Here is a 19,237-nt window from a genome sequence, read left to right as displayed (position 1 = left end):
GGTGACCGGATGGCCACCCCTCTGTTGATCGTGCTCAGATTATTCCGGCCAGTTCACTTCCTTGATCTCAGGATAGATTTCCTTGATGGACTTCTCAAAATTAGACTTAGCCTTGTCCAGAGAAACGTTGCCATCGTAGTAATCCTTGAAGGCTGCCTGCATCTTCTCGATGATGCCCTGATCATACGGCGAAGCGATCTTCAGGCTCAGGTCAGCAGCGGCGTCGGAGAGCAGTGCGTAGTGGTTCTGTCCTCCCAGGAAGTCGTTCCCCTCGTAGTTCTTGGCCAGATCAGCGATGACCTTCTGCGAGTTGACAAAGTCACCCTTCTCAGTGGCGATCTTTTTCAGGATCTCCTCATCGGTGGTCATCTTGGTCATGATGTCTGCAACCAGCTTCGGGTTGTCTGTTCCGTTAGCGGCACAGATCCATGTTCCGCCCCAGCACCAGGATACCGGGCCCTGGCATACGGCATAGTCACCCCATGCACTCTTGGCAGGATCCTTGGTCCCATCCGGATCCGCATTACCGGTCAGAGTGAAATCGATCTCCCATGTGCAGGCCGGGATGCAGAATACCTTGGACTTTTTGCCCTGGTCAGCGTTCCACTCCGCGGACCACAGGGAAGTCTTGTTGTTGTATCCCTTGTCGGTATACTCCTTGGTCATGGCGACCCAATCCATGATGTTCTGGTCAACGTTCAGAGTCTTTCCATCCTCGACGAACGGAGCCTTGTCGTTGTTGTAGAACGGACGATAGGTATCATCGTAACCGGACAGCATCTTGTAGCCGGCGTCCTTCATCTTCTGGGCAGTCTCACCGAACTTGTCCCAGTCAGCCAGTGCTTCCTGAACCTTTTCCGGATCATCGGATCCCAGGACATCCTTTGCGATAGAACGTCTGTAGGCGATCAGCCCCGGGCAGGCCTGCCAGGAAACCCCCTTCAGAACGCCATCGCCATCGGTGACGACTTCCTTGGTGTAGTCGTACTGATCGGAAGTGGCCTCCTCCACACCCAGGTCAGCAACAGACATAGCAGCGTCAGAGTTGATGTACTTTCTGGCGTAGTCAGCCTCTACCAGGAAGATGTCGATCTTGCTGTCAGCATCTGCATTCTCCTGTTTCAGAAGAGCCTCATCCAGTTTATTCTGATAATTGTTACCATCGTTTGGTTCGATGATCCACTTCACGACAGTACCGTCGTTCAGCGTTGTGGTAGATCCATCCTTGGCAACTTCCTTGACTTCCGGATAGTAATCGTTGAATCTTGTCTGGAATTCGTCATTCCAGCACCAGACATTCAGAGTGGTACCCTCAGCCTCAGACGAGGCCTCCTCACTGGAGCCGCCACCGCCGCAAGCTGTCATGGTGAAAATCATGGCTATACTGAGAGCCAGACTTGCGAATAGTTTCAAATTCTTCTTCATGACAAATATCCTCCCTACTTTTCCGATGAAAAAGTCTCACTCTGTCAGAAATCGATCTTCCTGACACTGCATCCGTTCAGCATTTCGCCAGCAACGCTGATCTGCTCAGCTGCAGAGGCCTTCCGGTGTTCGATGGTCTCGATGAGCTTCCGCGCGGACTGCCGTCCGATCTCTTCCGCATTCTGATGCCATGTGATCAGAGTCGGATCGATCAGCGTCGACAGGTTGATCCCATCGTAGCCCACGGTACTGATGTCCTCCGGAATAGATAGGCCCCTGCTCCGAATCTCTGTCGCTCCACCGAGGTAAGCATAATCATCAGGATACATAATAGCAGTTGGCGGATCCGACAGGTCCAGAAGACTGCGGGTGACCTTTCTGGCGATTTCCGTACTGTGGTATTGTCCGGTGACGACATACTCGTCTCTGACCTCCACCCCGCGATGCTCCATCGCCTGATAAAACCCGTTCAGCCTCTTCCTGGTTACAGAGGAATCCTCACCGTGAATGAACGCGATTTTGCGGTGACCTGCGTCCAGCAAGTAACTCGTCAACGCATAAGCTCCCTCGAAGTTATCCGACAGGATACAACTGACGTTGTCGAAGGTGTAGTCGATGGTCACCACCGGCACCTCGCTCCTGACCAGTTCTACCACTGAGTCGTTCTCGAAGTCTACGCACGCGATCACGACACCGTCACATCTCCGGTAGCGGCAGTGTTCCAGAAACGATACTTCCGATCCGCCGATGTATCGACTGATGAAGGTGATATCGTATCCCCGCACCTCCGCTTCCTCCTTGACACTGTTGAGGATCAGCGAAAAATACTCGTGGGTCAGTCCGCTTCTGGTTCCGTCCATAAACAACACGCCAATGTTGTGTGTGGTCTTCGTCTTCAGCGATCTGGCCGCCGCGTCTGGCATATACCGCATCTCTCGGGCGGTACGCCGAACCAGTTCCACGGTCTCTGCACTGATCTCGGGATACCCGTTAAGCGCCTTGGAAACCGTTGCAGGAGAGACTCCGCATGCCTTTGAAATATCCTTGATCGTGGTCATCGGCCCCTCCTTTTAAACTTGAACTGCTAAACGAATACGTTTTCGTAGTTTTATTGTATACGCATTTTTCAGATTAGTCAACCATTTATTTCAAACGATTTCGTAAAAAATATTGCGTGTCAGGTACAATTTCGTATATAATAACGATAACTTTTACGAAATCGTATTCGCACAGAAAGGATAGGAATATGAGATACGGCTACTTTGACGATCAGAATCTGGAGTACGTGATCACCGATCCCAGAACGCCCTTACCATGGATCAACTACCTGGGCAATGAAGATTTCTTCCGATTGATCTCCAACACCGCCGGCGGCTACTGTTTTTACCGGGACGCCCGTCTGTTGCGCCTCACCCGCTATCGATACAACAATACCCCCCTCGACAGCAATGGCCACTACTACTATATCAAGGACGGAAACACCGTCTGGAACCCGGGATGGCAGCCTGTCCAAGCCTCACTGGACAGCTACACCTGCCGCCATGGGCTGGGGTACTCGGTATTCGAAAGCAGCAAGAACAGGATCTGCGCCCGTCAGGAGGTGTTTGTCCCTTTGGGCAGCCCTTGTGAGGTCACCCGCCTCACCCTCCGCAACGACTCCCATGAGGAAAAAGTGCTGGATGTGTTCAGTTACATAGAATTCTGCCTTTGGGATGCACAGGATGACTCCACCAATTTCCAACGCAACTTATCCATTGGGGAAGTGGAAGTACTGGGCAGTGAGATCTATCATAAGACCGAATACAGGGAACGCCGTCGTCACTACGCGGTATTCTCTGTCAACACTCCTGTGGACGGATTCGACACCGATCGGGACCAGTTCATGGGCCCCTATCAGGGACCTGCCTGCCCCGCTGCCGTAGCCGAAGGCATCAGCCGGAACAGTCTCGCCAGTGGTTGGGCACCGATAGGCAGTCATCACCTGAAGATCACCCTGGCACCAGGCGAGAGCGTCTCTCGGATCTTTGTTCTGGCGTTCTGCGAAAACCCGAAGGACCAGAAGTTTGAAGCCCCGGGAATCATCAACAAAGCCCCCGCCCGGGAGATCCTGTCCCATTTCCGCACCGACCAGCAGGTGGACGATTCCCTGGCTGCCCTAAAAGCCTATTGGACAGAACTGCTCAGCCGTTTCCACATCCAGAGCGGTGACGAAAAACTGGATCGCCTGGTGAACATCTGGAACCAGTACCAGTGCATGGTCACCTTCAATATGAGCCGCTCCGCCAGTTACTACGAGAGCGGGATGGGAAGAGGCATGGGCTTCCGTGACTCCTGCCAGGATCTACTGGGCTTTGTGCATCTGATACCGACACGTGCCCGACAACGGATCCTGGACATCGCAAACACCCAGTTCCCAGATGGCAGCGCTTACCACCAGTATCAACCACTGACCAAGCGTGGCAACGAGGGCGTGGGCAGCGGTTTCAACGACGACCCTCTCTGGCTCATCGCCGGCACCGCCGCGTATCTGCGTGAGACAGGAGACTTCTCCATCCTGGAGGAACGCTGCACCTTTGACAATGACGAGAGCAACCAGGCCTCGTTGATGGAACATCTGCGTCGCAGTTTCCAATACACGCTGCACAATCGGGGGCCTCATGGTCTTCCATTGATCGGCCGGGCAGACTGGAACGATTGTCTGAATCTGAACTGTTTTTCCGAGGAACCAGGAGAGAGTTTTCAGATCACCGGCCCCAGTGAGGGTCCAGTGGCGGAGAGCGTTTTCATCGCAGGTATGTTCGTGAAATACGGACGGGAGTACGCGGAGATCTGTCAGTCTCAGGGACTGAAGGCAGAAGCAATTCAGGTATTGGAGTCAGTGGAGGCGATGGAGCGGGCAGTTTTGGAAGCCGGCTGGGATGGAGAATGGTTCCTGCGGGCCTATGACGCTTTCTCTTCACCGGTGGGAAGCCACTGCTGTGAAGAGGGGCAGATCTTCATCGAACCACAAGGGATGTGCGTTATGGCCGGCATAGGACTGGAATCCGGCGAAGCCGCCAAGGCCCTTGCCAGTGTGGAGAAACGGCTGGAGACGGAATACGGCATCGTGCTTCTTCAACCTGCCTACACCTCCTACCATCCGGAGTTGGGAGAGATCACCTCCTACCCGCCAGGCTACAAAGAAAACGCCGGGATCTTCTGCCACAATAACCCATGGATCGTATGTGCGGAGACAGCGCTGGGACACGGCAGCCGGGCCTTCTCTCTGTTTCGGAAGACCTGCCCGATCTATCTGGAGGATATCAGCGAGATCCATCGCACCGAGCCCTACGTGTACTGCCAGATGATCGCAGGCCGGGACGCCGTCCGCACCGGAGAGGGAAAGAACAGCTGGCTGACCGGCACGGCTGCCTGGACCTTCACCGCCATGAGTCAGCACATCCTGGGAATCCGGCCCACGCTAAACGGACTTCAGATAGATCCATGCATCCCGGCCGACTGGAAAGGGTTCTCCTGTGTCAGGAAGTACCGCGGCGCGGAATACCACATCACGGTCAGGAATCCTGAAGGCGTAGAGAAGGGGATCGCCACCCTGCTTGTAAACGGCAAAGAGGTTACAGAATCCTGCATCCCGGTCCCTCCAGAGGGAAGCGTACTGCAGGTCGAAGTCATAATGGGGTAAACACATGAAATTTCCAAAGGAATTTAAATGGGGCGCCGCCAGTGCGTCATACCAAACCGAAGGCGGGGCCTTCGAAGACGGCAAGGGGCTGTCCATCTGGGATACCTTCAGTCATGTGAAGGGACACATCGCCGGTGATTTCACCGGCGACACGGCCTGCGACACCTACCACCGACTGGAGGAAGATCTGGATCTTCTTCAGCAACTTGGGATCCCTTGCTACCGATTCAGTATCAGTTGGCCCCGGATCCTGCCCACTGGCCAGGGTTCGGTCAATCAGGCGGGTCTGGCATTCTATGACCGTATGGTGGACGGATGCCTCGCTCGGGGGATCGAACCATGGGTCACTCTGTTTCACTGGGATCTTCCGCAGGCTCTGCAGGAGGAAGGAGGCTGGGAGAACAGGGCCACTGCAGAAGCTTTCCGGGAGTACGCGACAGTCATCGCTACTCACTTCCAGGGCCGGATCTCACACTACATCACCATTAATGAACCGCAGATCGCCATCGGTCTGGGATACGATGCCGGTATCCATGCGCCTGGATTGACACTTCCACCGGAGCGGGTGTTCGCTTGCTGGCACAACATGCTTCTGGCCCACGGACTGGCCACAGACACCATCCGCCGGATCGATCCGGATTGTAGCATCGGCATCTCCTCCACCGGTGCCATCGGCTACATCCCGGAGCATCCTGTGGAAACTCCCCAGGCGTTGGCAGACTGGACCTTCCACTTGCCTGCAGATCCAGATGTCGATGCAACCCATTGGTTCAGTCATCAGTGGGTCCTGGATCCGGTCTGCATGGGCCGCTATCCCGACGATCCCGGGTCTCCCTGGACCGAGGCAGCAGCGACGGTGGATCCTGAGGATCTGCGCCTCATCTGCCAACCTCTGGATTTCATCGGATTGAATATTTACAACGGAACGGAACTGGATCCGGCAAGCGGCTATACACCTGTCCCCCGCTATCCCGGATTCCCTCGCACCTCGCTGAAGTGGCCGATCACACCGCCGGTTCTTTACTGGGGCTGTCGACTGATCAGCGAGCGCTACCACCTTCCTGTGGTGATCACCGAAAACGGCCAAAGCTGCCATGATCGGATCTTCCGAGACGGCCAGGTCCACGATCCCGACAGGATCGATTTCCTGGAAAACTATCTGGAGGAGCTGTCCCTGGCCTGCAAAGATGGAGTCCCTGTCCGGGGGTACTTCCACTGGTCACTGACAGACAATCTGGAGTGGCACTCCGGGTACGACGACCGGTTTGGGTTGATTTACGTGGACTACCGTGATCAGCGGCGCATCCCCAAGGATAGCGCCGCCTGGTACGCCAGACTGATCGCGGAGCAGAGGCAGACAAAATAACGAGCGAGCGTTGCAGGCGGTCCACTCCGGGAAATCGGCGGAGAGATTACAAACCTATGCCTTCCCACACTCCAGCATTTTCCTTAGGAGAATTCAATTCGAGATTCTGAAGGAAAGCAAAAAAAAATTCCTTCAGAACTGCGCAATGAGGAGTTCTGAAGGAATTTTTTTCTGCATTCCTTCAAAATGGGCCATCCCAACAAAACGAAGGAAATTCCGGGCATGGTAAAACTTCTGGCGCGCTTTCACGTCGCGGGCGAAACGAACGCCTGTACCGTCCGCTCGTTATATGGGTTTCTTTGTCTACGATCTGAGGCTATCTCATTTTGAGACAGCCTCTACAGGTACTTCTCAGCAAAGGCTTCCGCCTGCTTCAGCTGCTCTTCGCTTGGTTTGCTCTTCACATAGAACGTCTCTGCCTCCACAGGGATCCCTGCTTCCTCCAGCCCCTTCCGAAGCAGATCCAAGGAATGCTTGGAGATCCAGGATGTGGAGAAGATCACTGCCTTTCCGGCATCCTCTCTCTTCAGTGTTTTCAGGTATTCCTTCAGGTGACTGTCCAGCCCATAGGCATAGAGGGCACCGCCGATAAAGAGCACGTCCACAGGCTCGTCCAGTTTCGCCTCCGGCGCGTCCACAGAAATGGCCGGAACACCAGCCGCCCTGGCCATAGCATCTGCCAGGGCTTTGGTATTCCCTGACCTGGAATAATATCTGACTGCAACGTTCATATTCAATCCCCCCTTGTCTCTTAGATGGTTTTTGAATATTATACACTTTTATCAGAAATATTCAATAGGTTACCGTCAATCGCTCTCCAGGCGGAACACATTCACCACATCTGCGTCCGGACAGCAGAACCGGCAATCCCCAGCCTTGGACACAGGAAGCGTGCCCCCATACCGCAGAATATCGATCATAGGGAACAGCGTATGCATCGCCATGGGACAAAGCTCGCCACGCTGTGTATCATAGTCCCAGGAATCTCCGACTCTATGTCCCCGGTGACAGCCACATGGACCCAGCCGATCCACCAGAGTGATCGTCACTTTCTTTGCCATCTGTTTCCTCCTTTTATTTCAGGTAACCTCTCGCCTCCAGTACCTTCACCGTCTCCGGCCAGTGCTTGTCGATGCAGAAGATCCGTTCTGATGTGTTGAGTTCCTTCCTGTTCCGGAAAAGGCTCACGTTGAGCATGCAACGCTCCTCTTCCGACTCCAGCCGTAACAGATATTTCAGATCCATCCCGTTCATATCCTGGTTCATGGCCTGAAAAACTGCCGGAATATCGGTCTGCCGGACCGATATATACTCATCCGGATCTCCGTTCACTTCATCCAGAGTCATCTCTGCCCTTTTCCCATTCACCTTCAGGTCTTTGCCACTTCCTGTTATATGGAATTGCTGCGCTGTAAGGAAAGGCTTTGTACGCTGCAAAGGCGCCAGCATCGCCAGTTTTCCGGCATCGATCTGGTACGCTCTGGCGATCTTCTTGCCGGACTGCAGCCTATAGATAATGGTCATCGTGCCCATTACCACATCCTCGTCTTTGGTCCTCTTTTCGATCACAGACTGATGCAACTTCCGGATAGTTTCGATCTGCGATGGCTCCGTGAATACGGCCGGTTTCCCAAACAGTTCCCCCTGTGTCAGAGACACCTGGGTGATCTCCTCCGATGCAGGCACATACTTGCCGTAGCCCTGTACATCGAATACCGTGAAGGCAAAGACCACTGCAGTGAGCACAACGAACACACCGAACTTGCCGAGATTCTTCAGATGGAAGATCCTGGGAGTGTTGTCCGCCACCATACGGAACACGAGGAAGGCTACGATACCGCCGCAGAGGGCGTACAGCAGGAAGTCTCTCTGAAACTCATCGCTGTCCGAGAACACTCCCGCCAGAAAGGCGAATCCACTCATGCACACAAAACTTACAACTATGCACAGAAAGTCACTCATCAGCGGGAACACCGTGGCATCGCCTTCGCGTTCCAGCCTCACCCGCTTGTAGATCCACAGGGCGAGTGCCGCGATCACAATCCCCGCCAGCAGGAAGCACACATATCCCAGCACACTGCTCCCCCGCAGGGTGCCAGAGGTACCGCAGTAGAGGATCGGGTTCGTCCATCTGGCCAGGTCGAAAAGGATTGACTCGTTGTCCGGATACCCTTCCAGGAAGGCGTTCATATAGGCACTGCTCAGCAGGAGCACGATCCCGGTAAGCGCGTTGAAAAACAGCGCTGTCAGCACGTGGATCACCTTGGTTCCCGCCAGCACACCGGCCAGGCAGGCCACCACAAATGTGTAGCAGCTGACCACCAGATTCTTCACCAGCCACTTGCCGCAGGCTGCCAACGTGATGATATCGGCGGCCTTCTTGCCGGTTCCCACGCCATCCGCTAAGGCGGAAGCATCCACCACAGTGGTCGCCCCCCGGGAGGCCAGCAGCAGGATCGAAGTCATCAGCAGAGGCAGGAGAATCAACACCACACCGCTTCCCAATACACTCCCGAACAGGTGCTCCCGCTTGGCCGGCAGACTGTGAAACGCGATGTTGGCGTCCCCACGGTGCAAATAAGCCAGCAGACTGGCCGAAAGCACAACTGCGAGCACCATGTCGATGGTGAGCACCAGAGGATTCGCGCCTATCATGGTCTCCCCTACGTATCCTGCCACCAGGTCGAAATCTCTGTAGTTCAGCAGAATCGGAAGAACCGTCACCAGGAAATAGGAAAGCGCAGCCACAAAGGCGATGGTCCAGTACCTGCGTAGATTCTCCCAAATCAGGGCCATGCCGGTGCGCGTACCGATGCTTTGTTCAGAATATGAGCGCGTCGATGTCATGGTCCTCACCTCCTATCTCGTATATAAAAATCTCTTCCAACGTCAACGGTAGCACGTCCAGCAGAACAGGGTCCTGTTCCGTCAGCAGTGCCCGGATCTCATCCATATCCCCTCGCAGGATCAGCAGATCCACCGATCCCCGTCGTTCCCTGTGAAGGACCTCCGGCAAAGCCGGATCTCTGGTTGCCAACCCCGCTTTCGGGTGCTCCGATGTACGCAGTGCCACCACCGGTTCCTCGCCTCTGTCCTTCTGGGGCAACCCCAGCTTCTCCGAAAGTTCCTGTGGCCACTGCCCGTTCGGAAAGGCAACCTGAACCTTGTGCATGCGTCCCCGCAGATCGTCCAGATCCTTTTCCAGTACGCAGCGTCCATGACTCAAAATACCGATGGAATCGCAGATGCCTTCCATTTCCTTCAGGTTGTGGGAAGAGACCAGAACGGTGGTCTCCCTCTCCGCCACATCCTCCACGATCACTTTCCAGACCTGTTTCCTGACGATGGGATCCAACCCATCGATAGGCTCATCCAGAAGCAGGAAATCCGGCATACACGCCATGACCAGAGAGAACGCCGCCTGTTTTTTCATTCCCTTTGAAAACGTACGCACACGTCTTGTCGGGTCCAGTCCAAACGTTTCTGTCATGGCCTGGAACCGTCCCTCATCCCAGCATTGGAACGTCCTGCTGTACCAGCGGGCCATGTCCTTCATGCTGTATCCGTGGGGGAAATACAGTTCATCTGGAATCAGGCCGATCCTTTCCTTCAACGCCGGGTTCTCCCACACCGGCATCTGGTCCAACAGGATTTCCCCCTGATCCGGACGAAGCATTCCGATGAGATGCCGGATCGCGGTGGTTTTGCCGGCTCCGTTGCTGCCCACCAGACCATAGATAGAACCCTTTTTCACATGTATGCTCAGCCCATCCAGCGCCCGGACCTTGCCGAACTGCTTGCAGACATCGTTCATTATGATCATTTCCTGCCTCCCTTCTGATCTTGAGTGTGCTCTTCCCGAACGCGATCCTCCAGGATCCCTTGAACAAAGCTTTGTACCTCCTCTGGACTCATCCCGGCTAGCCGAAGCTCCCGGTACGCATTCTCCACATCCCCGCGGATCTGCGCCAGTCGCCTGGGATCCGGTACCGCATGCGGCCGCTCGCTGACAAAGCTTCCCCGACCGGCTACCGTATAAATATAGCCTTCCCGTTCCAGTTCTTTGAATGCTTTCTGGACGGTATTGGGGTTGATGGTCAGCTGGCGAGAGAGATCCCGCACCGAGGGCAGCTTGCTGTCTGCAGGAAGCAGGTCACACATGATCAGTTCCTTCACATTGTCCACCACCTGCTGGTAGATGGACTTGTGACTTTTCATGTCGATCTGTATCATACCACCTCCTCCTTTCCGACTTAAGTGTACTATATATCATAGTACACTGTCAACAGATTTTTTGATTGCGGGAGGCTTTTGAGGGGTTTGGACTACAAAAATCGATGATTGCCTGTTCTTTGTAGCAGGTCCGGAAGGGAACCTACTACAAAAAACATGATATGAGGTGTACCCCAAAAAGTAGAGTCTGCAAAGCATGGTATAATGCATGTAGATTGGAGGTACACCATGTCAAGAACAAATTACAGCAAACAGTTCAAATTGATGGTGGCAAAAGAAGCATTGCTGCCTGAAAACAAGAATCTGGAACATGTCATAGCCGACAAGTACGGAATCATGCCGTGGACTGTCATACGATGGCGTAATCATCTTGCTGAAGTTGTTGAAGATAAAGCCTTTCGAAAAGGGTTTACCAAATCAGATAAGAGGACCGATCGGGAAAAAGAGCTTGAAAAAGAGAACGCAGAGCTTCGTGAGGAGGTCGAAATACTAAAAAAAGCAGCGGCCTTCCTTGCAAATGTAAAGCGCGATTGAAATATCTTTTCATGCGTGAGCATAAACACGAGCACAGCATTGCGAGGATGGCCAGAGTACTAAAGGTGTCAGAGAGCGGATACTACAAATGGCGCAGACGAGTCGATGGGCCACTTACGGAGAAAGAGAAAGAAGACCTTAAGATCACAAAAGAGATATACGACATATACAGAGCTTCCAGAGGATCATACGGATCAAGAAAAGTAACCGTTATCCTGAATAAAGGTCGCAAAAAACGTGTCAACCATAAACGTGTCGAGAGGATCATGCAGGAGTGCGCTCTCTTTTCCAGGACATGCAGAAGGTTTGTCTGCACGACGGATTCAGACCATGACGAGCCAATCGCCGACAATCTTATCGACAGAGACTTCAGCGTTGATGCCCCGGATAAAAAGATGGTAAGTGATACAACAGTCATTGCTACGGAGCAGGGAGATCTGTATGTGGCCGGAATACTGGATCTGTATGGAAGGCTTCCCGTAGGGTTGGCAATGAGCGTGCATAACGATAGATTTCTGGTAATGGATGCATTAAAAGATATGCTTCTCAGAGGCTGTGGAAGTCCGGGATGCATCATACATTCGGACAGGGGTTCGACCTACTGTTCGAAGGAATACAGGAGAATGCTGAGCAGGCAGGGATTCATATGCAGCATGAGCCGTAAGGGAGATTGCTGGGACAATGCACCAATGGAAAGTTTCTGGGGTAAAATGAAGTCAGAATGGCTAAAGAAAAAATACAGAACAATCAACGAGGCAAAAGGTGATATATATGAATACGTGTGGCACTTTTATCCTCGTAAAAGGCCACACGAATCCATCAATTACTCAACCCCGTATGATTATTATCATAGGGGAGAAATCATATAGGAGTGACTCTACTTTTATGGGTACACTTCAATATCGGAAAATCTGTAGTCGTTCCATAGACAAAACGACTACAAAACAACTCGTTTCACATTTTTTTGTAGCACTCGGCGACAAATATTTATATTTTTGGAATATCATCCTCCTGCACAAAGAGGCATACGACTACAAAAACTACATGTTTCTCTGTTTTTGTAGCAGGTACGGCCTGGAACCTACTACAAAAAAAAGCATAATAGTCATCATTGTAGCAGGTCACCACTCGCACCTACTACAAAGTTCGATCAATCCCTATTTTTTGTAGTCCTGCGCTCCCACTCCAACCCACCATGTGAAAAATATCAGACTATTAGCATACATTTAATCCCATCACTGGAAATTATATCTTGACGGTCTAAGGTAAAAAATGTATGATGATTAGACAACAAAAAAAGAAGGAGGAGTGAGACAATGAATATGCTGGAAACCAGAGAACTACTGCTCGAATTGCAGGAGAAGCGGCTCCGATGCCAGGAGGCGCTGAACAAGTTGCCGCGAGGGACGTTGTCCATATACCGAAAACACAACACCATTTACTATCTATATTACTGCGATGGCGTACGCAAGTACCTGCACAGAGATGACCCTTTGATCCAGAAGCTGATCGACCGCCACATGTTGGAAGAAGAAGTCAAGCACCTGGACACAAACATTGCCCTCCTCAGCCCTCTTGTGGAGGGGTATCAGGTCATCGATCCAAACGTGCTCCTCCAGGGTTTTTCCCCGGCCTACGCAAACCCCAGCCCTGTTGTTTTTCAGACCATAGGCGCCATCGATAGCCGTGATTGGGAAACATCCTCCTACCGGAGAAGCCAGCGACATCCGGAAAACCTGACGATCACCACCAAAAAAGGCGACCGTGTCCGGTCGCGCATTGAGTCTTGGTTTATGGATCTGTACGAAGAATTGGGGGTACAGGTGCACTACGAAGAAGAGTTTCGGACTCCGTCCGGCCTCATCATCAACACAGACATGACACTCCTGATTCCCTTTGCCATCGACCTAAAGTATCATGAACACCTGGGCCGGATGGATGACCCCAACTACACACGAAAATTCCTTTGGAAACACGAACAATACCTGCGCGCCGGCCTGATCCCCTTCCGCGATATCCTATATACCTTCGAAGGGCCGGATGGGGAAGTGGATTTCCAGTTCCTGCGTCAACAGGTGATCTGGTTCGTCAGACAGTCTCAGGTATTCAAGCAATAGCTCTACTCGTGCACCACCAGTTCCAGCACGTCCGGGCGGGCATAGTGGCCGATGGGGTCGTGCTCCATCCGGCAAGCTGCCGCCAGATTCATATCCAGATCCGCGTAGATGATCCCCTCCTCGTCCCACAGAGGCTCCGTTACGTAGTGACCGAAAGGATCGACGATGCAGCTTCCACCGCAGCAGACCATCTCCGGCAGCCGCTCGATCTCCCCCTGACAGTGCAGGTCGTCCGGGTAGGAGGTTTTGCTCACGATCATGTCGCTGTTGATGAAAAAGCACTTCCCCTCGATGGCGATATGCTGGATCGTGGCCTGCCACTCCGGATTGTCGTTGGTGTTCGGCGAGATATAGATGGTGATCCCCTTCTGGTACAAAGCCACCCTGGCCAGAGGCATGTAACTCTCCCAACAGATCAGGCTGCCAATGGGCCCCCATGGTGTCTGTGTGATCGGAAAGTAGTCCCGGTCAGCATCCCCCCAGACCAGTCGCTCCGATCCGGTAGGCTTCAACTTCCGGTGTACCAACCACTCCCCCTCCGGGCTAAAGATCACATTGCTGTTATACAGAGTGCCACTCACCGCATCGCGTTCCGAGAACCCGATGCTCACATAGGCTTCCGCCTCCCGGGCCGCCCGAGCCAGCTCCGCAAACGCCGGGCCGCCCGCCACCAGCGATGCGTCATAATACCGTTTCCAGTCTGCCCTTCCGGCCTCCGTCCGTTTCCCCATGCTGAACCCAAAGTTCAGCCCGATGGGATAGCCCGGGATGAATAACTCCGGGAACACGATCAGCTCCGCATGCTCCCGGGCCGCCTCATGGATATAGTCCAGCGCCTTAGACAGACACGCTTCCTTATCAAACATCACAGGCTCCGCCTGCACCAATGCGATGCGGCAGGTGGATTTCAGATCCTTCATGGTTTCCCTCCTTTAATCAAAATTCATGTGGACACGCCCCGTGCCCTTACAGAGATCTATGTGCAAGATGGAATCCCCGGCTCCGGGACCATCGTATTTCACCGACGGATCCATCAGGTTGATCTCCGAAACTGTGGCTGTAGTCCCTCCAAAGTATGGCGATGCACCTTCCATCTTACATTTCAGGTAGATGGTCTGCCCGGCCTTCAGGGGCACTCCCTTGGCGGGCATCCCCTGCCAGACTTTGTTGTCCCAGCTGTAACCGACGATACGAGTCGGGTACAACTGCGACTCTTCCCCTCGGGTCACACAGTATCCATTGTCCGTTGACCCCTCCACATCCTTGTATTCCGCCAGGGTCATCACCCCGTTGTTCGCTTTGCTGGTGAGCTGCAGAAGGAACGTATCCGTTTTTCCGGCAGGTGTCAGGCACTTCACCTTGAACTCTCCGGCAAAGTTCACCGCAGGAATGATCACCTCATTGGTAAAGGCGGAATAGTAGCGTTTCTTGCCTTCCTTGACGGTACTCTTCAACTTGTAGGTATAGGTGTGGCCAGGTCGTACGGTTTTGTCGCTGAAGATGCTCCCGGGATCACCATGCTTTTCCTCCCACTTCACTGAGATCTTCCGATATGCTCCCCCATCTTCCTTGCGGTAAACCACCACGTCCTTTGGCTGAACGCCGGTATATACATCGTAGTAGAGATACAGACAATGCGGAGAATTAGTGTAGAACTCCCCATCCCCCGTATTCAGCAGCCATGGTCTCGACAGGCCGATATTGTCCTCCTGATAGTAGTCCTTCAGGTAGGTGGTGCAGACAAGTTTTGCCTTGCCACCGCTCTTCCGATACCCCTCGATCTGATACGCGTAACTGTGCCCCGGCTTGACCTTCCGATCCTTGTAGGACTTCCGTTTTCCGGAGAGTTTGGCGATGCGCTTGTATTGGTCCATCGTTGGACTGCCGTTCTTCCCCTCATTCCAGCCCGTCACATCCAGACGGTAGAGGCGATAGAAAGAGATTTTCTTTTGCTTTTTCCACTTGATTATAATTACCTTCATGGTGGGTGTCGTCTCGTATCCGATATGCTTTACATCAGGAGACTTGGCGTGGCACCCGCTGCTAAGCATCCCCATCATCACCGCGGCAAGCAGGGCTATCAGCACTCTTTGCCTGCGTTTCATAGACTCTCCCCTCCTTGCACAAAGCCCCCTGACCGATGGCCAGAGGGCATTCTTCTCCTTAATAGTATACGGCCACCGGCATTCCGACCTTCACATGGCTGAACAGCTTGGGCGCAAAGGATACCGGCAGGTTGATGCATCCATGGGATCCGTTGTACTGCCAGATCCCTCCGCCGAAAGCGCCGCGCCAGCTAGCGTCGTGCATGCCCACGCCCTCATAGGTCAGGGGCATCCAGTAGCTGACCGGTGATTCCCACTCGTATTCCTTCTTGGCCGGTGTGATCACCTTGCCGTCCTTGTCTTTCTTGGGCTTTGTCTTCACCTGGGGGCCGCGGAGGGTGACATTCCGTGCTTTGTCCAGGACAAAGTAAGCGCCGTCGGGAGTCGCATGAGCGCCAGCCGTTCCAGACACCACGTCGCTCTCCAGGACCACCTTCCCCTTCTTGTACATCCAGAGATGCTGTTTGCTGAGATTGATCTCCACATAGGAGTCTCCGTAGCCGTAGTTGTCACTATAGTTGGCTGCTTCTCGCTGAATATAGGCAGGCTTACGGCTCACCGGACTTGCAGCCGCCAGATCCTTCGCCAGCTGCTTCGCCTCTGCCTCCTGGTCGATCCGCCATCCGTAATACCCCTGCGACTTCAGCTTGATGATCTTGCCGGAGTGGGTCTTGAAGGTGTGTTTCTTGTCGACGGTGTCTACCTTCCCGGCCAGAGCGACTACATACTCCCGGATCTTCTTGTTCCAATGGTTTTTCTTCTTCTCCAGCTTGCCGTCCTTCCCTCTCTTAAGCCAATCCATGGTGGTGTTGGGATCCAGCACCTGCTGACCGGTGGGCAGCTTATAGGTGACGGTGTTCCAGGCCATATTTTTCATGGTCTCCAGGTCAGCGTTCAGCGTAGGATCGTCTTTCTTTACCTGAGCGTTCCGGTATACCCCGGCGATTCGCTCAGGCTCCCAGGTCTTGGCCCCGGTGGACACAGCCCGGTTGAGTTCCTGCAGCGCCTTCTGGATGCGGATGGTGTTCCCTGGTGTCTCGGGAATGATGGAAAAATCCCCATCCTTGTAGACGATGTGGGCGTCCACAGGCTTCACCATGGCACTCTCATCCATCTCCGGCCAGGCGAGGGCGATGCCTGCAAGTTTCTCCCGGTCATAGGCGGCACTCGTCGGTACGTTGTATCGAAACGATGTCACAAAACTCTTCAGATAGGCCAGAAATCCCTGCCGCTCCAGCAGTTCCTGCAGGGTGTCCTTCATGTTCAGCCGGAAATCGATATCTCCTCCCCGCACCTTCTCGGTCTTTCCCTCACGGAAATGAACGGTCAGCGAATATTCCCCCTCCAGATCCGCTATGGCAGAGTCCAGATCCATTCCGCTCACCGTATTGTTGTTGATCCTCGTACCCGGCAGAAACCGGTCATGAAAATGAAAGTAATAGTCCAAATACAGGATGCAACCTGTCAGACAGATCGCCGCAATCAGCGCGATCGCCACGTTACGTTTGTTCATCAATAATACAATTCCGTCCTTTTCTTTGTGCCATTATACACCCTAAACGGACGTTTTTCAACCCTGGGGAGGAAAACCCGCAGGCTTTCCTCCCTCAGATGCTCCATTCATCAATGATTCCCCCCAAACTTCATCCCGGTGATCTGGTCGCCTTCGTCCAGGCCGTAGATGTATCCATTGATGTAGACGGCACGCTGCATCCCCTGGTCGGACAAGGAGTGTTTCTTGCTTTTGGAGAGTTTGGATCCGGCAGAGAAGGTAAGCACGCCACCTTCGCAGCCGGTGGTATAATCGCTGTCAGTGTCAATGGCCACATCCGGGGCCGCTTCCTCCGGTTCGCCATCGACCACGTCCTCCTCGATCACATCCGGCAGTTCCTCCGCATCCTCGATGCCCGTCCAATCATCCTGCCAGATAGTGTAAGGGATCGCGTACCAGCTGCTCCCCGGTCCCACTAGCAGGGCTTTGTGCTCGAACTGGGCCGGGCTGTCCATGCCCGGGAACTCCTTGCTGTCCTTCACCTTTGGTTTGGAAGGATTGCTGACATCAAAGAGTGCCAGCTTGGTACCGTTCAAGGCTTCGCCGCCTTCGGTGGATCTGGTGCAATAACCGATCCCCAGCAACGTCTTCTCATCCACCGGTACCAGCAGGGTGGAGAATCCACTGATCTTCACGCTGCCGTCGATCTTCGGTTTCCTGGGATTGCTGAGATCCAGTACGAACAACGGGTCTGTCTGCCTGTAGGTGATCACGTAGCCCCGGTCCCCCAGGAAACGAACGGACTCGATGTGCTCGTCCCTGGCAAATCCCTTTACGCTACCCGCCTTCTTCAGTTTCGCGTCCAGCACGTACAGGTTGTTCTCGTCCTTCCCGTCCTTGTTGGAGGTGGTGGCCACCCGCAGGTAGCCGTCTTTCTCGTCCATGGAGAACTGGTCGTTGATGCTCCCACGCACCCGGACAGAGTGCAGGAACTTCACCTTGCCATCCTTCAGATCCGCTTTCAGGATCCTGGTGTATGCCGGACGGTATCCCGGGTACCAGTAAGCGCCCACCATACCGTCCGCTTCGGCTCCGGCGATGTACATGTGCTCCCCGTTGCAGTAGATCTCCTCCGATGCTCCCAGCACCGCCTTGGTCTTGGCCTCCTCCTTGGTGCCGCCATCGATGTCGATGGCACTAAGCACCGCGTAAGATCGGCCGCTGGGACTCGGCATGCAGTAGATATCCTGCGCCGCCAGTTTCTTCTCTTTCCCGTCCGAAGTGGTCCGGGGCACAAAGTCTTCCTTCTCTCCCGCATAACAATCGGTCACCAGGTAGACATACCCATCTGCCATCCGGCTAGACACCACGTTTCCACTCTGCTGGAACTTCTTCCGTTTCTCGGGATGGGCAGGATCGGTCATTTCGTATACTGTGACGGAGGCTCTGTCGTTCTCCGGAACGATCCCGCCCTTCGTCATGCTCCCATCATACATGCTCCCAATGGCGATCAACCTGTCCTCTCTCAGGTAAAGATCCGTGAAACCGGCATGCTTTCCGGGCTTGATGGTGGTGATGGCCTCTGCCTTTTTGCCATCCGGCTTGCTGACCTGGATCTCTCCATCCATGGTGATGTGGTAGATATACTTCCCATCGGTCTTGATGATGTCCGCCTCGTCCACCCCTTCCACCTGCTTGTAGGTTTCGGAGTAACTGTTCGCTTCGGTATTCCCGCTGCTACCCGCGGCGCCCTTGGCGGCCAGACCCGGCGCCGCGCCATTCCCTGCGGAAACCGCGTCATCTGAAGGCGCCTCTTCTGTCGCCGCCATGTCACCCTCCAGAACGTTCGCATAGAGCGTCTCCTTGCGAAAGGCTATCTGGTTCTGGTCGATCTTCTTCAGTTCCGCCCGGATGTCCTCGTAGTTTTGGAAAGCGACCAGACTATCCTGGCCCTCTCCTGTCATCACATCTGCGCCATACCAGAAGTTTTCTCCTGCCTCCTTCCAGAGGGGTACAGTGGCCATCGCCAACACCAGACAGGCGGCGATCGCTGCCAGCCCTCGGTGGCGGCGGAAGAAGGTCGGTCTGCGGACCGCACGATCCTCTCTCACGGCGGGCGCAGGTGTCTGTGTCGCGCCCGCCTCACTGGCCCGGCCCGAAGTTTCTGTGGCCGGGCCCTCCTCTGCTGCCTGCAGCCTGGCCAGCATTGCTTCCTCCGACAAACTCTCCGGCGTCTCCAGTCCATCCAGCCGGAACTTCTCTTCTATGTATTTCTTATCCATG

Annotated in this window: 16 protein-coding genes; 5 read left to right on the top strand and 11 right to left on the bottom strand. The window is 54.0% G+C overall.

All coding sequences use genetic code 11. The features are described 5' to 3' along the window. Positions 1-39 precede the first annotated feature (39 nt). Both P156_RS0110080 and P156_RS0110075 read right to left on the bottom strand, forming a co-directional pair. Entirely contained in the window at positions 40-1,425 is a 1,386-nt protein-coding gene (locus P156_RS0110080) for an ABC transporter substrate-binding protein (protein ID WP_027869999.1), read from the bottom strand. 44 nt (positions 1,426-1,469) lie between these two features. Continuing rightward, complete coding sequence (locus tag P156_RS0110075; protein WP_027869998.1) at positions 1,470-2,483, bottom strand: LacI family DNA-binding transcriptional regulator; 1,014 nt, start codon at positions 2,481-2,483, stop codon at positions 1,470-1,472. A 188-nt stretch (positions 2,484-2,671) separates the two neighbouring features. Between P156_RS0110075 and P156_RS0110070 the strand changes: the two genes are divergently transcribed. Together P156_RS0110070 and P156_RS0110065 are read left to right on the top strand one after the other, a co-directional pair. Then, on the top strand, positions 2,672-5,107 hold the full coding sequence (locus tag P156_RS0110070; protein WP_027869997.1) for a GH36-type glycosyl hydrolase domain-containing protein: 2,436 nt from the start codon (positions 2,672-2,674) through the stop codon (positions 5,105-5,107). A gap of 4 nt (positions 5,108-5,111) precedes the next feature. Next, on the top strand, positions 5,112-6,473 hold the full coding sequence (locus P156_RS0110065) for a GH1 family beta-glucosidase (RefSeq protein WP_027869996.1): 1,362 nt from the start codon (positions 5,112-5,114) through the stop codon (positions 6,471-6,473). Positions 6,474-6,811: 338 nt separating this feature from the next. On the opposite strand, the gene P156_RS12985 is transcribed toward P156_RS0110065, so the two are convergent. The 5 genes from P156_RS12985 to P156_RS0110040 form a co-directional block, all read right to left on the bottom strand. Next, positions 6,812-7,204, bottom strand: coding sequence for a hypothetical protein (locus tag P156_RS12985; RefSeq protein ID WP_051600899.1), 393 nt, complete (start codon positions 7,202-7,204; stop codon positions 6,812-6,814). 75 nt (positions 7,205-7,279) lie between these two features. After that, entirely contained in the window at positions 7,280-7,534 is a 255-nt protein-coding gene (locus P156_RS0110055; RefSeq protein WP_027869995.1) for a TIGR04076 family protein, read from the bottom strand. A gap of 13 nt (positions 7,535-7,547) precedes the next feature. Further along, complete coding sequence (locus P156_RS0110050; protein WP_027869994.1) at positions 7,548-9,320, bottom strand: hypothetical protein; 1,773 nt, start codon at positions 9,318-9,320, stop codon at positions 7,548-7,550. Then, the gene (locus P156_RS0110045) at positions 9,295-10,296 is read right to left on the bottom strand and encodes an ABC transporter ATP-binding protein (RefSeq protein WP_027869993.1); all 1,002 of its coding nucleotides are present in this window, start codon (positions 10,294-10,296) and stop codon (positions 9,295-9,297) included. The genes P156_RS0110050 and P156_RS0110045 overlap by 26 nt, the downstream gene beginning before the upstream one ends. Next, the gene (locus P156_RS0110040) at positions 10,293-10,706 is read right to left on the bottom strand and encodes a GntR family transcriptional regulator (protein ID WP_027869992.1); all 414 of its coding nucleotides are present in this window, start codon (positions 10,704-10,706) and stop codon (positions 10,293-10,295) included. Before P156_RS0110040 ends, P156_RS0110045 begins: the two co-directional genes overlap by 4 nt. A 228-nt stretch (positions 10,707-10,934) precedes the next feature. Between P156_RS0110040 and P156_RS12430 the strand changes: the two genes are divergently transcribed. From P156_RS12430 to P156_RS0110020, 3 genes are all read left to right on the top strand, one after another. Then, positions 10,935-11,240 (top strand): transposase, encoded by a 306-nt coding sequence (locus tag P156_RS12430; RefSeq protein ID WP_034802528.1) that lies wholly within the window; start codon positions 10,935-10,937, stop codon positions 11,238-11,240. A gap of 11 nt (positions 11,241-11,251) precedes the next feature. Then, a complete protein-coding gene (locus P156_RS0110030) occupies positions 11,252-12,109 on the top strand; it encodes an IS3 family transposase (RefSeq protein ID WP_051600425.1) in 858 nt (285 codons plus the stop codon). 447 nt (positions 12,110-12,556) lie between these two features. Next, positions 12,557-13,357, top strand: a complete 801-nt coding sequence (locus P156_RS0110020; RefSeq protein ID WP_027869990.1) for a hypothetical protein — start codon at positions 12,557-12,559, stop codon at positions 13,355-13,357. Between the two features lie 2 nt (positions 13,358-13,359). Here P156_RS0110020 and P156_RS0110015 read toward each other — a convergent pair whose 3' ends face one another. The 4 genes from P156_RS0110015 to P156_RS12980 form a co-directional block, all read right to left on the bottom strand. Next, the gene (locus P156_RS0110015) at positions 13,360-14,277 is read right to left on the bottom strand and encodes a carbon-nitrogen hydrolase family protein (protein ID WP_027869989.1); all 918 of its coding nucleotides are present in this window, start codon (positions 14,275-14,277) and stop codon (positions 13,360-13,362) included. A gap of 12 nt (positions 14,278-14,289) precedes the next feature. Then, positions 14,290-15,462 (bottom strand): hypothetical protein, encoded by a 1,173-nt coding sequence (locus P156_RS0110010; protein WP_027869988.1) that lies wholly within the window; start codon positions 15,460-15,462, stop codon positions 14,290-14,292. A 58-nt stretch (positions 15,463-15,520) separates the two neighbouring features. Continuing rightward, the gene (locus tag P156_RS0110005; protein WP_027869987.1) at positions 15,521-16,975 is read right to left on the bottom strand and encodes a L,D-transpeptidase family protein; all 1,455 of its coding nucleotides are present in this window, start codon (positions 16,973-16,975) and stop codon (positions 15,521-15,523) included. A gap of 110 nt (positions 16,976-17,085) precedes the next feature. Next, a complete protein-coding gene (locus P156_RS12980; RefSeq protein WP_027869986.1) occupies positions 17,086-19,236 on the bottom strand; it encodes a beta-propeller domain-containing protein in 2,151 nt (716 codons plus the stop codon). Position 19,237: the final 1 nt, after the last annotated feature.

The sequence above is a fragment of the Eubacterium sp. AB3007 genome (assembly GCF_000688015.1).
Classification (GTDB): domain Bacteria; phylum Bacillota; class Clostridia; order Peptostreptococcales; family Anaerovoracaceae; genus Aminicella.
Note: the sequence above shows the minus strand (reverse complement) of the source record. Positions and strands in the feature narration are given on the sequence as shown.

What these genes read in the sequence shown, in the direction of transcription:
- P156_RS0110065 (WP_027869996.1), top strand. Translation starts at nt 5,112, where the DNA reads ATGAAATTTCCAAAGGAATTTAAATGGGGCGCCGCCAGTGCGTCATAC.
- P156_RS0110010 (WP_027869988.1), bottom strand. Translation starts at nt 15,462, where the DNA reads ATGAAACGCAGGCAAAGAGTGCTGATAGCCCTGCTTGCCGCGGTGATG.
- P156_RS12980 (WP_027869986.1), bottom strand. Translation starts at nt 19,236, where the DNA reads ATGGATAAGAAATACATAGAAGAGAAGTTCCGGCTGGATGGACTGGAG.
- P156_RS0110015 (WP_027869989.1), bottom strand. Translation starts at nt 14,277, where the DNA reads ATGAAGGATCTGAAATCCACCTGCCGCATCGCATTGGTGCAGGCGGAG.
- P156_RS0110080 (WP_027869999.1), bottom strand. Translation starts at nt 1,425, where the DNA reads ATGAAGAAGAATTTGAAACTATTCGCAAGTCTGGCTCTCAGTATAGCC.
- P156_RS0110075 (WP_027869998.1), bottom strand. Translation starts at nt 2,483, where the DNA reads ATGACCACGATCAAGGATATTTCAAAGGCATGCGGAGTCTCTCCTGCA.
- P156_RS0110005 (WP_027869987.1), bottom strand. Translation starts at nt 16,975, where the DNA reads ATGAACAAACGTAACGTGGCGATCGCGCTGATTGCGGCGATCTGTCTG.
- P156_RS12985 (WP_051600899.1), bottom strand. Translation starts at nt 7,204, where the DNA reads ATGAACGTTGCAGTCAGATATTATTCCAGGTCAGGGAATACCAAAGCC.
- P156_RS0110050 (WP_027869994.1), bottom strand. Translation starts at nt 9,320, where the DNA reads ATGACATCGACGCGCTCATATTCTGAACAAAGCATCGGTACGCGCACC.
- P156_RS0110040 (WP_027869992.1), bottom strand. Translation starts at nt 10,706, where the DNA reads ATGATACAGATCGACATGAAAAGTCACAAGTCCATCTACCAGCAGGTG.
- P156_RS0110045 (WP_027869993.1), bottom strand. Translation starts at nt 10,296, where the DNA reads ATGATCATAATGAACGATGTCTGCAAGCAGTTCGGCAAGGTCCGGGCG.
- P156_RS0110030 (WP_051600425.1), top strand. Translation starts at nt 11,252, where the DNA reads ATGCGTGAGCATAAACACGAGCACAGCATTGCGAGGATGGCCAGAGTA.
- P156_RS0110070 (WP_027869997.1), top strand. Translation starts at nt 2,672, where the DNA reads ATGAGATACGGCTACTTTGACGATCAGAATCTGGAGTACGTGATCACC.
- P156_RS0110055 (WP_027869995.1), bottom strand. Translation starts at nt 7,534, where the DNA reads ATGGCAAAGAAAGTGACGATCACTCTGGTGGATCGGCTGGGTCCATGT.
- P156_RS0110020 (WP_027869990.1), top strand. Translation starts at nt 12,557, where the DNA reads ATGAATATGCTGGAAACCAGAGAACTACTGCTCGAATTGCAGGAGAAG.
- P156_RS12430 (WP_034802528.1), top strand. Translation starts at nt 10,935, where the DNA reads ATGTCAAGAACAAATTACAGCAAACAGTTCAAATTGATGGTGGCAAAA.